Here is a 12,127-nt window from a genome sequence, read left to right on the forward strand (position 1 = left end):
TTTTGATAGATTAATCTAAAATACCGGCATACTTACAGGTAATTTCAATTAACTTAACTAAAGCCTTGACCGCATAGCGGGCCCGTTCTTCAATTAGCTGGCCGTCATCATCTGTAGTACCCAATCCCGGTGAAATGAAAATGTTGGCGTCATAGGCGATAGTCGGTATTACTCCCATCTGCGCTAACCCGCTTTGGAAGATATTGCTCCCCGCATACATATCTTCAATGGAGAAAATGGGAATACCCATGCCGTTTTTCCAGGTTCCTTCATAGTTAACTTCCACCGCGTTGGAGTTGTATGACTTGCTTATGATAATCCCCTGTTTGATTTCTTCCGGCAGTTCTATCGCCGCAAACTCTTCGGTTACGATACGGTACAATTCATCCAGGGGCTTATTCAAAACCTCCGGTTTATCTTTCAGCACTCTCAAGGCGGCCAGCATTCCCGCCAGAGATTCTTTACCGGGATCCTGAGTCACATAGGCAGCCTTACCATAGGAGGCTATAGTTCCGTAGCGATCGCCGTGCATTCCCAGAGCCCGGCGAATGGGTACCATGTATTCTTCTTTGCCGATAATCAACCCGCCTATGGGAGAACCGGTAGCCTTGTCCATGGAATAAATCTGGATGGTAGCACCGTTCTTGGTAATGTCGGTACCGATGAATGGCAGCCCCCAGGCATTGTCGATTACGTAAGGAACATTGTATTTCTTGGCTAACTCGGCAATTTTCTTTTGTAACACAGGAGTACCGTTCTCATCTTTAACGCCGTAACCGTATCCCGGAGTGTCATAACCCAAGCTGGTAAAACCGGTTAGAAAAGCGCCGTGTCTTTCAGCATGTTCAGCAATAACCTGGGCGGAAGCTTCCGGATCAACTCCCGTTAACAGCGGCACTGGATGATACTTGATACCGTGAACGTCATAGCGGGCACCTACCAGAGGCACGATAACGGTATCCAGGTTGTTCTGCCGCTTACCGTAAAATCCTAACTCTCCGGCAGTTGTACCGCGGTCGGCAAAGATGTCCTTGTACCGGGCGGGGAAAGGTCTTCCATAACTGCCCTGGTGATGCAAGTGCTTTTCGTAAGGAGCGATATAACGAGCCCGGTAATTATCGCCCCTTCCTTGATTGGGCGGGGTGAACAGAGTGTCAAAAGTAACCCACAATCCGGCCTCGCAGGTGTTTACCGGACATACATCATACTCATCGCCGTAAACTTCCTTAACTAGTCCCCTCATTTCTTCCACATAGTGGGCAAGAGGAACCACCTTTTTCGCCTCAATTTCCCCCGCTCGGATGATATCATCCCGGAGCGGAGCAGGGCAGCCGGAAATAGCACCCGTTAAACCAAACTTTCCTCTCAAATCACCTGGAATACCGATTTCATCGGCAGCCTTCCTGGCTTCCGCGTAAATTTGGGAAATGCTGTTTTGCAAATGTTTGTACATCTGATACTTAAACTTAAATTTAGCCATAGTATTAAATCATCTCCTTTCTTAAGAATTAATTATTTAAGTTTAACTATCATCTCAATCTCGACCGGGGCATCGGCAGGCAACTCGTTTACCCCTACAGCCGAACGCGCATGCTGACCGGCCTCACCAAATAATTTTCCCAAAAGTTCCGAAGCGCCATTAATAACTTTAGGCTGTTCAATAAATCCGGGAGCACTGTTAACAAAACCGACTACCTTAACAATTCTCTCAATTTGGTCCAGACTTCCCACAGCTGCCTTGATAACACTTAAGCAGTTGAGGGCGCAGATCTCCGCCGCTTTATAACCTTCCTCTACCGTCAAATCCCTTCCTAATTTCCCTCTATACTTCAAACTGCCCCCTATCAGGGGTATCTGACCTGCTGTGTATACCCATTTGTCAACCTTGACTGCCGGAACGTAAGCAGCTAACGGCTCAGGTGCTTCCGGCAGTTGTAATCCCAGTTCCTTTAACTTTTCCTCAATCACGCACCTCGACCTCCCCGTTAGTTCCTCATCAGTGATGTGCAATTGATGACAATTATTTATTTTCTCTGCTTAAAAATCACTTTCATATCCAGCTCCAGTCCTCGTTCCAACCCGCTGCTGAAATCATCAGACCTGATCACCAAATTTAAATGATTAGGCATATGAGTTTCTTCAAAGCCGACAATTTGTCCCAGGTACTGTTCTCCGCAATATACCCCATCGCCGACTACAATTACTCCTCCTTGGTAAATTTCCACGAAGCCAATGTAGGCAACCCGCTCTACCGTACCTCCCGGGCTAGCTTCCTGAGTGGTAACTATCAACTCGTGAATTTCCCCTTGCTTCACCACCCTGGAAATAGAGCTGATGAGCTCTAAGCCTCGTTTCTCCAATTTACCCCGTAAAACCACCACCAATCGTCCGTTTATCTCTTTCTTTAATGCATAGGGGTTCTCTTTAAACATCTTGGCTTTGTATGGATCAATACGGTCTACTATAAAATCACCCCCTTAATCGCTCATCATTGATGATGGTCGTCGTAGAAAAAAATTTACATTTAAAAGAAACATTCGACAATGATTATCAATTTCCTTCTTATCTCCATATTTTTTATCCCGTTTTATTTTTTTTAATAACCTGATCCCAGTATTTTTCAACGTCTGCCATAAGATTTTCTATATGCGTAACCATAGCCGCTCGAGCTTCTTCAGCTTTTCTGTCCGCAATGGCCTGGGCTATCCTTTCGTGATCGACCACAATACTGCTATGCACTTCTTTGCGAATATATTCTAATACCGGTCCCAACTGGCCGTCCTGCCTGATTAATTTCAGGGCCGCCTGCAGCACCTTGTTTCGTCCCATTTCAGCAATTAGCCCGTGAAACTTCAAGTCTTCCTCGGCGCCACCTATTCCAAATCTGTAATGGGATCTCTGCCGCTCCAGAATTTCGTGGAGTTGTAATATCTCCTTCTCGGTAGCATTTAAAGCTGCCAAATAAGCAGTCTCCCCTTCAATAGCCCTGCGAGCTACCAGCAGGTCAATAAGATTCTCCTTGCTGGTACTATGAACCAGTTTTATTAGCTCAAAACCATAGGATAATTTCTCTTTTTCGCGACGTAGTTCGGCCAATTGTTCCAGGCCCCTTGCGGTGATTATTCGACCCTGATAACCTACTCTTTCGGTATAGCCTTGAGCATCGAGCCCTCTTAAAACTCTTCCCACAGTAGCTTCACTTACCTTAATACCAGCCTGCCGTAACTGCTCACTAATGGTCCCGGAGCCAACAGGTTCCCTTCCATCGTGGATAATCGACAAGATCTTCATTTCCAGTTGTCTGCGCTCACTTAACATCAGATAACCTCCGTTTTACCCATCCAAGATTTTAACTAATTTTAACATAACGTTTTAATCAGTGACAATGCCCGAAAGGGTTGATTTTTCTTATTGGAAAATAGCTATTATAGTTACTCCAGCCACAATTAAAGCTACATTGAAGACCAACCTCAAATTTATCGCTTCATCTTTTTCTCTCCACAGTTTACTCAACGCCAAAGTGAATAAAGGTTCCGTATTAGCAATAGTCATCGCTACCGGTACCGATACGTAAGATAGAGCCACAAAATAACTGAAGATAGCCGAACACGTCAATAAACCAGCGATAAGAAAGTTTTGCAACGCAGGGCGTTCCACCAGGATGATCTCTCGCAGTTTGCCTTTAGCCAAGTAATAGATGGTAAACGCAACCAACCCTCCAAAAGTGCTAACCGCGGAACCAACTATAGCGGAAGGAATAAATCTTAAACCGAGTTTTCTGGCTACATTTGTGGCGGCGAAGAGGAAGGCAGAAAACAAACCCCATAAAATACCAAACCATAGTCTGTCTTGGGCCAAGTTGTCCTTCTCTCTGCCGGTGCGTTCCGTTTCATCCTTGAGCAGATAAACACCCGTCAATACTACAGCCATGCCCAGCAAGGAAAAAATGTTCAACCATTCTCGTAAGAACAGAAAGGCCAGGAATACCGAAAAAACCGGAGAAATTATTTTGAGTGACGCCGACCGGGAAGCCCCGATGTAACTGATGCTTTTATAAAGGGAAAAACGACCGAAAACGGGTCCCAAAATGCCAGAGATCAAAAAAATGATCAGACCGCTGGTATTATAGATTTCAGTTTGACCACGAAAAAGGAAAGTCATTCCGATTCCGAAAAAGATTACGTTAGCGGCAATAGTGTAGAATACAGCACTGTCACTGGAGCCATAGCGCAGTCCTCTTTTGACAAATATACTGCTGGCACTGAAGCTGAAAGCCGTGACCAGAGCAAACACAATTCCCATTTGGAAGCCCTTCCCCTCAGTTACTTCTCTCCGGCAAGTCAATAGCAAACAGGTCGTGAAACAGTGCCTTGGGCCTTGAATAATACTTCAAGGCCCAAGCTTATCAGACCGATTACATCATGAATAACACCGCAAAAATAGTAGCTACTACAAGTCCCGCGATAACCGGTATAGTATTTTTCCTCACCAGGTCTAGTACGGGAACGCCCACAATACCAGCAACAGCCACCAGAGAACTCCAGGCAACGAGAGCACCGCCACCTACCCAAATTGCTCCCAGCTGACCCAGAGAACCCAGGGTAGCCGCAACATTGGCATCTCCCGAAGCCATAGCTCCAGCTAACGTTCCCACAACCGGTAATCCCGAGAAGCCGGAACCATCCAAACCGGTGATTGCACCCAGGATTAACAATCCGAAGGCGGCCATGAACCCGGTAGGCGGAATAACCTTCGCCACCATTTCTCCTACGTCGAACAAGAAACCGGGAGCCCCATCACCCAGAATATTAACCACTACTTCAGGATTTCCCAGGAAAAAGAAGCCAGCAATAGGAATTATGGGCCCCATTACTTTGAAGGCGAACACTAGGCCGTCGGCCACATAGTCTGCCATTTTGTCAAAACCACCGATACCGTCGATCGTAACCGTAGCTACAAGCATAATCAAAAGAGCTACCCCGCCCAACAAGGCCGAAGCATCGCCGCCTTTGATATCAAAACCAAACATAGAAACTACTACACCGATCATTGCTGCGATAAGCAAATAAACCAGAAACTTACCTTTGGTCAAATCTACCTTTTTCTCCTCAGCTTGTCCCACGGGAAGAGACATCTCTGCCGTAGCCGCGGTTTCCGCCTTTTGGTGCTGGAAGTTTCTGATGTCTTCTCGATTTAAAATATATCCTAAAGGAATAGCTACCGCTCCGGCAATGAGAGTCAGCAGTCCTCCCTTCCAGGTGACCAGTTCTGTAGCAACCCCCGCAGATGCCGCCGTTAAACCGGGAGCACCCTGGATAATCACGTCACCGGCGAGAGTCATTGCCTGTCCGGCCAAGGCTAAGGCCACGGCACCCAACATAGGTGGGAGTCCGGCTCTTACCGCCGCAGGTACTAGCAGCGCTCCGATCAAAGGAACAGCCGGAGTAGGCCAGAAGAACAACGAAATTATGACCGTAGCTACGCAAACTACTATATAGCTTACCAGCGGAGAAACCATTAATTTACTCATTGGCTTAACCAGCAATTCATCTCCGCCGGTAGCGCTGATAGACTTTAACATGGCTACCATTAAACTAATGATCAAGAAAATACCAAATAATTCTTTCGCCGCCACCAGGCTGGCATTAAATACCGCTTGTACCGCCGTTATCAGATTACCGGTGTACACCAAGCCAATTAAAAATGTGAATACAATACACGGAATAACTACATTTCGGCGGAGTATCATGGTTAGAACAACCACCAACACCCCTAAGACGTATAACCAATGAGCTAAAGTCACACCAGCACCTCCAAACTTTTTAAGTAAGATTTGATGTTTCAGATAATTAATCCCCTAATCTCCCCGTTGCCCCTAGCTGTCGTTTAGAGATTTTGAACTTCCTGCTTTTCCCCTTCCAACCTCCTTTCCTTATGTAAGATCAACGAACTACCGCTCATCACCAGATAGTGAATTCTCAATTCTCCTAACCTCTTTTTGTCTTAAAAGCTGGCCAATACCTAGAACCAGAATAATGGCGGTTAACGGCACCAACCATTCGGGTATCTGATTTTCAACCCAATGGCTTATAAACTGTTCGGATACAATCATCTCACCAGCCGTCCAAGCCAGTACCGCAGCCCCAGCCTGGATGATTATCGGAAAGCGTTCCATTAAAGCGAGAAGTACCCGGCTACCAAAAATTACAATGGGAATGCTCAACGATAAACCAAACACCAGCAAGCCTACATGTCCTCGGGCTGCCCCTGCAATTCCAAGAACATTATCCAGACTCATAACAAAATCCGCCGCTATAATGATTTTAATAGCCTGAAACAAATTGCTCGCCGCATCGACTTCTTTTTCTTCTTTTTCTTCTCTTAAAAGTTTGAGAGCTATAACCAGTAGCAATAAACCTCCTATCAACCGCAAGAAAGACACACGCAACAACTGTATGGCCACGGTAGCCAGGATAACTCTTAAAAATACGGCGCCAAATGTTCCCAGGTAAATGGCTTTTTTCCTATCCTTTTCCGGCAAAAGACGACAGGCCATGGCAATTACTACTGCATTGTCACCACTCAACACTAGATCGATCATTATAATACTAAGCACAGGTAATATTAAATCCAACAACGAACCCTCCTAAATATTCGCTCATCACGGATGAGGATTGTTTTTTATAAATAAATGGCTGAACTATCTTTTATCACGCCCCCTCCCTCTTATTGTTCATTCACTCATCATTGATGAGGATTTTATTCGACAAGATTTTTCTTTTTCCTGCTGAAAAATAAAAAAATTCAGGTAGTAATAATTTTCACGAACAAATATATGGTCTGGCTTTTCAGCCAGATGTCTTACACTTCTTTACTTTGACGTACCACTTCATATAAAAGAAGGGCTGCCGCTATCGCAGCATTTAACGATTCTGCTCTGCCCGGTAGAGGAATTTTGACCAAAATATCAGCCTCTTGCAAAAGTACCTTAGAAGGCCCGCTGTTTTCATTCCCCACCGCCAGAGCTACTGGAGGCTTAAGGTTCACATCCCAGTAATCAGTTTTGGCCGCCACATGCGCAACCGCCAGCTTAATTCCTGCAGGACGTAAGACTTTGATTAATTCTCCGGTAGCAACGCGGATCAAAGGGATGCGAAACACGGACCCCATAGTTGCACGTAAGACCTTATCATTGTAAAAGTCAACCGTCCCTTCCGTAGCCACTACTCCGCTTGCCGATACTGCATCAGCCGTCCGTATCATGGTGCCTAAATTTCCCGGATCCTGAACCCCGTCAGCTATTAGCAGAATGCCCGGTCGGATTCGGAATATTTGAGACAGATTTGAATTCTTTTGGTAAAGTACAGCCAGTATTCCCTGCGGATTTTCCGTCCGGCATAACTTTCTAAACAAATTATCTTCCACCGGATAGCTTTTAATGTTTTTCTTCTCTATTTCCTCCAGTAGTTTTTTGCCTCGTGAAGTTTTCCCCACTTCAGGGGAATACAGCACAAAATCAAATGCCACAGACGAAACTAGCGCTTCTTCCAACATTCGAATTCCTTCGATTACAAATTTGCCGGTTTCTTCTCGTTTCTTACGCTTTTGTAAAGCGGCAACCAGCTTTATTAAAGGATTCTGACGGGAGGTAAGAATCTTCATATTGTGCAGACGCCTCCATTAACCTATGTCCAACTTCTTTAATCCCTCTTTTGAACCTATCACTACCAAAACATCACCGTCATAAACCCTGACATCAGCACCAGGAGCAGCCAGAACTTCATTTCCCTTCTTAACGACTATTACAGTGACGCCGTACCGGGCTCTTAGATTTAGCTCGCCCAGAGTTTTACCGTGAAATTCAGCCGGACATGCTACTTCCACAATACTATAATCTGGAGCCAGTTCAATATAATCCAGTACATTAGTAGCTATCAGGTTATGGGCCAGTCGGATGCCCATATCCCGCTCTGGATACACAACTTGATCGGCACCCACTCTTTCCAAAACTTTACCATGCATTTCATTTAAAGCCTTAGCTACCACCCTTTGAACTCCTAGTTCTTTTAATATCAAAGTTACTAAAATGCTGGCCTGTACATCTTGTCCTATAGCCACCACTACCGCATCAAAATTACGCACCCCAAGAGTCTTCAGGGCCTCTTCATCCATGGCGTCAATTTGAACTGCATGGGTTACATACTCCGAAATATTTTGCACTCTTTCTTCAGAGACATCAACAGCCAGAACTTCGTGCCCCATTTGAGATAGAGTCTTAGCCAGACTGCTGCCAAAACGCCCCAAACCTATCACTACAAAACTCTTTTTCATAAGCCAACACCCCTCACACCATCATACTTTGTCTATTGTTTTATACTTCTCAAGCCCTTGAAAATCTAATACTTTCGATAGCATAAAAAGAAAAGGCGACCACCGTCGCCCTAGGCATTCAATTTTTCCTTGGCTACTTCAACTAACTTGGAGAAAGCTTTATGGTCGTGCACAGCCAATTCGGCCAACATTTTTCGGTTAATTTCTATTCCCGCTTGTTTAAGGCCGTTAATAAAGCGGCTGTAAGACAAACCGTTTAATCTTGCAGCAGCATTAATTCTAGCTATCCACAGTTTCCGAAAATCACCTTTTCTCTTTTTGCGGTGAGCATAAGCATAAGCCAAAGATTTTAAAACTTGCTCGTTAGCCGGTCGGAACAATTTCGATTTAGCTCCCCAGTATCCTTTAGCCAATTTAAGAATTTTTTTATGACGTCTTCGTTTTGTAACTCCCCTTTTAACGCGCGGCATAAAAACTACCCCCTTCCAATGTTCCTAAGCATACGGCAATAATTTCCTGATTCTCCTCCGGTCTGCGGCGCTCACCAATCCACCCTGGCGCAACTTTCTCTTTCTTTTAGCACTCTTTTTTTCCAATAAGTGAGATTTAAAAGCCTTCGCCCGCTTAACTTTTCCTTTACCCGTAAGCTTAAAACGTTTGGCTGCACCTCGGTGCGTTTTCATCTTGGGCATCTGTAAGCCTCCTCTCAATCTATTCTTGCTTAGGCATTAGAATCATAACCATATTTCTACCTTCTACCTTTGGAGGCCGCTCTACAGAAGCTAAATCTTTGACCTCCTCTGCCAATCTATCGCACAGCTCTTTACCCAGTTCCGCATGAGAAATTTCCCGGCCGCGGAACATAATCGTCACCTTGACCTTATCCCCATGCTTTAAAAAACGAATCGCATTGCGGAGTTTAACTTGGAAATCATGCTCTTCAATGCTCGGACGCAGTTTAACCTCTTTTACGTTAATTACCTTTTGTTTTTTGCGAGCTTCTCTTTCCTTCTTACTCTGTTCGTACTTATACTTGCCGTAATCCATAATACGGCATACCGGCGGGTTAGCATTTGGCGCTACTTCTACTAAATCAAGGCCTTTTCCCTGGGCCACCTTCAACGCATCCCGTAGCGGCATAATACCTATTTGTTGACCCTCTACGTCGATTAACCTTACTTCCCGCGCCCGAATTTCCTCATTAATTCTTAAATCTTTACTAATGTTGTGTCACCTCCGGCTAATTTACCCCTCTATACAGAAAAAAAGCGGATGAAACCATCCGCCAAAAAAAGCACTCCTATTACCATTTACCATTGTAATAAACCTTATAAGCAGCTCGAGGCGCCATAAGGTGAGAAGCGGACGGCTTCTACTTTATGTTACACTATTGAATTTTACCTGACTAGTATAGCATAACCTCTTTTAAGCGTCAATATTTTCCCAGCGCAATTTTTTAAAGTTAGTTCTGGCCGCATAGAATTACTTATGATTTAGCTTCAATTTCGGCTTCAATATCGGCAATAAACCGACCTACCGGGACTGCTCCCAGGTCTCCCTCAGTTCTTTTACGCACAGCTACCGTTTCATTTTCCACTTCTTTGTCCCCAACTATTAACATGTACGGAATCTTCTGCAGCTGGGCTTCCCGTATTTTATAACCAATCTTTTCATTACGATCGTCCACCTCTACCCGGATGCCCCGTTGCTGCATTCTTTCTTTCAGTTCAAACGCATAGGATTGATGGCGATCGGCAATAGGCAAAAGTTTAACCTGTACGGGAGCCAGCCAGGTGGGAAAAGCCCCTCCATAATGCTCAGTTAAAATAGCCATGAAACGTTCCATGCTGCCAAAGACCACCCGGTGAATCATTACCGGTCGATGTTTCTGGCCATCTTCGCCTATATAAGTAAGGTCAAATTTTTCCGGCATGAGAAAATCCAACTGAATAGTTCCACATTGCCAGGTTCTTCCGAGGGAATCCCGCAGGTGAAAATCAATCTTAGGTCCATAGAAAGCACCGTCTCCTTCGTTAATCACGTAATTCATGTTTTTTTCTTCCAAGGCCTTCTTCAGAGCAGCAATGGCCCTATCCCATATTTCATCGGAGCCCATCGATTTTTCCGGCCGGGTGGAAAGCTCCACATGATAGTCAAATCCAAATATTTTATAAAAATAATCCACCAAATCAATTACTCCCTTGATTTCCGAAGTAATCTGGGTAGGGAGCATAAAGATATGTGCATCATCCTGCGTAAAAGCCCTCACCCGCATTAAGCCGTGAAGGACACCGGAACGTTCATGCCGGTGAACCAGACCAAGTTCAGCGAGACGCAGCGGGAAGTCCCGATAACTATGCTGTTCGGTTTTATATATGAGTATGGCTCCGGGACAATTCATCGGTTTTATTGCGTAATCCCGATCATCTATTTCTGTGAAGTACATGTTTTCCTTATAATGTTCCCAGTGTCCGGATCTCTCCCACAGATCCCGGTTCAGAATAATAGGTGTCTTGATTTCCTGATAACCTCTCTTGATATGCTCTTCCCGCCAAAATTTTTCTAATTCATTTCGTAAAATCATCCCCTTAGGATGGAAAAAGGGAAACCCCGGTCCTTCTTCCATAATGCTGAAAAGCCCCAGTTGAGCTCCCAATTTTCGATGATCCCGCTTACGCGCTTCTTCCAAACGTGTCAGGTGTTCATCCAGTTGGGACTTTTTCGGGAAGGAAGTACCGTAAATACGTTGTAACATTCTGTTCTTTTCATCACCCCGCCAATAAGCCCCGGCTACACTAAGCAGTTTTACCGCTTTAATGTAGCCTGTGGAGGGGACATGCGGTCCTGCACACAAATCTACAAATTCCCCTTGACGGTAAATACTGAGAGGAGTATCTTCCGATAGTTCGTTAATCAGTTCAACTTTATAAACTTCTCCCCTGTCAGAAAAGAATTTTATGGCTTCTTCCCGGGTCATTTCTTCTCTCTCAAAAGGATAATCGGCCTCGATAATTTTCTTCATTTCTTCTTCAATGGCAGCCAAATCCTCAGGAGTAAAAGTCTGTTTAAGGTCAAAATCATAGTAAAAACCATTTTCAATCGCCGGTCCAATTCCTAATTTCGTTCCGGGAAAGAGTCTTTGTACCGCCTGAGCCAAAATATGAGCAGTACTGTGACGATAAACTCTCTGTCCGTCTTCGTCATCAAAAGTGAGAATTTCGAGGGTCACATCATCTTGCAGGGGTCGGTTTAGATCGATCAGCTCACCGTTTACTCTTGCCGCCACTGCATTTCGGGCAAGCTTATGACTGATATCTCGAGCTACTTGAGCCGGAGTTACCAAGACCGGATATTCTTTAACTGAACCATCTTTCAAGGTAATCGTAATCATCGTCACAGCTACTACCTCCTTGCTTATAAAATTATTAAATCCCGTCCCCAAAGGGACGGGATTGCCCGCGGTTCCACCCTTTTTGAAAGAACAAGTCTTTCCTCTCCAAACCTCTTAACGGGGGTCAGCCGTTACTGCCTACTGCTTTCAGCATAAGGTTCCAAGGGGGTTTTTCATTGACCCTTCCTAAAAGGTACTTCCAGCCCACGGTACCTTCTCTCTGGTAGGGGTGTCAATGTATCATCCTTGTCATTACCTTTATCCATATTGCTTTCTGCTGTACATTATTATAATTTGTACACCTCGAGTTTGTCAAACCAACCTTAACACTAGAATGTGTCAAGTAGTATCGGGTAAAATTTTCCCTGCTCCAATCGAGGCTTAAAAGTGTACGTCAAATTACGA

General features: G+C 44.8%; 13 protein-coding genes and 2 other annotated features. All 13 genes read right to left on the bottom strand.

The genetic code is table 11. From position 1 onward, the window contains the following. Positions 1-10: 10 nt before the first annotated feature. Positions 11-1,480, bottom strand: a complete 1,470-nt coding sequence (locus KKC1_RS06490; RefSeq protein WP_088553671.1) for a hypothetical protein — start codon at positions 1,478-1,480, stop codon at positions 11-13. Positions 1,481-1,512: 32 nt separating this feature from the next. Continuing rightward, on the bottom strand, positions 1,513-1,968 hold the full coding sequence (locus tag KKC1_RS06495) for a RidA family protein (RefSeq protein ID WP_088553672.1): 456 nt from the start codon (positions 1,966-1,968) through the stop codon (positions 1,513-1,515). 56 nt (positions 1,969-2,024) lie between these two features. Next, positions 2,025-2,432, bottom strand: a complete 408-nt coding sequence (locus tag KKC1_RS06500; RefSeq protein ID WP_088553673.1) for a DUF6917 domain-containing protein — start codon at positions 2,430-2,432, stop codon at positions 2,025-2,027. Positions 2,433-2,577: 145 nt separating this feature from the next. Beyond that, positions 2,578-3,318, bottom strand: a complete 741-nt coding sequence (locus KKC1_RS06505; protein ID WP_088553674.1) for a FadR/GntR family transcriptional regulator — start codon at positions 3,316-3,318, stop codon at positions 2,578-2,580. A 90-nt stretch (positions 3,319-3,408) separates the two neighbouring features. Continuing rightward, positions 3,409-4,302 carry a DMT family transporter gene (locus KKC1_RS06510; protein WP_088553675.1) on the bottom strand — a complete coding sequence of 298 codons (894 nt, stop codon included), beginning with the start codon at positions 4,300-4,302 and terminating at the stop codon, positions 3,409-3,411. 112 nt (positions 4,303-4,414) lie between these two features. Then, positions 4,415-5,803, bottom strand: a complete 1,389-nt coding sequence (locus tag KKC1_RS06515; RefSeq protein WP_088553676.1) for a hypothetical protein — start codon at positions 5,801-5,803, stop codon at positions 4,415-4,417. Between the two features lie 147 nt (positions 5,804-5,950). After that, positions 5,951-6,634 (bottom strand): TerC family protein, encoded by a 684-nt coding sequence (locus tag KKC1_RS06520; RefSeq protein WP_202819971.1) that lies wholly within the window; start codon positions 6,632-6,634, stop codon positions 5,951-5,953. 227 nt (positions 6,635-6,861) lie between these two features. Further along, the gene (locus KKC1_RS06525) at positions 6,862-7,662 is read right to left on the bottom strand and encodes a TrmH family RNA methyltransferase (protein ID WP_088553677.1); all 801 of its coding nucleotides are present in this window, start codon (positions 7,660-7,662) and stop codon (positions 6,862-6,864) included. 18 nt (positions 7,663-7,680) lie between these two features. After that, positions 7,681-8,331 carry a potassium channel family protein gene (locus tag KKC1_RS06530; protein ID WP_088553678.1) on the bottom strand — a complete coding sequence of 217 codons (651 nt, stop codon included), beginning with the start codon at positions 8,329-8,331 and terminating at the stop codon, positions 7,681-7,683. A gap of 110 nt (positions 8,332-8,441) precedes the next feature. Then, positions 8,442-8,801 carry a 50S ribosomal protein L20 gene (rplT, locus tag KKC1_RS06535; RefSeq protein WP_088553679.1) on the bottom strand — a complete coding sequence of 120 codons (360 nt, stop codon included), beginning with the start codon at positions 8,799-8,801 and terminating at the stop codon, positions 8,442-8,444. A gap of 24 nt (positions 8,802-8,825) precedes the next feature. Then, entirely contained in the window at positions 8,826-9,023 is a 198-nt protein-coding gene (gene rpmI / locus KKC1_RS06540) for a 50S ribosomal protein L35 (protein WP_088553680.1), read from the bottom strand. A gap of 19 nt (positions 9,024-9,042) precedes the next feature. Continuing rightward, positions 9,043-9,555 (bottom strand): translation initiation factor IF-3, encoded by a 513-nt coding sequence (gene infC, locus KKC1_RS06545; RefSeq protein WP_088553681.1) that lies wholly within the window; start codon positions 9,553-9,555, stop codon positions 9,043-9,045. Positions 9,556-9,585: 30 nt separating this feature from the next. Continuing rightward, positions 9,586-9,715: a sequence feature (ribosomal protein L20 leader region), on the bottom strand. A gap of 102 nt (positions 9,716-9,817) precedes the next feature. After that, complete coding sequence (gene thrS, locus KKC1_RS06550) at positions 9,818-11,722, bottom strand: threonine--tRNA ligase (protein WP_088553684.1); 1,905 nt, start codon at positions 11,720-11,722, stop codon at positions 9,818-9,820. A gap of 48 nt (positions 11,723-11,770) precedes the next feature. After that, positions 11,771-11,984 (bottom strand) — a binding site (T-box leader). Positions 11,985-12,127: the final 143 nt, after the last annotated feature.

This window comes from Calderihabitans maritimus (assembly GCF_002207765.1).
Taxonomy (GTDB): domain Bacteria; phylum Bacillota; class KKC1; order Calderihabitantales; family Calderihabitantaceae; genus Calderihabitans; species Calderihabitans maritimus.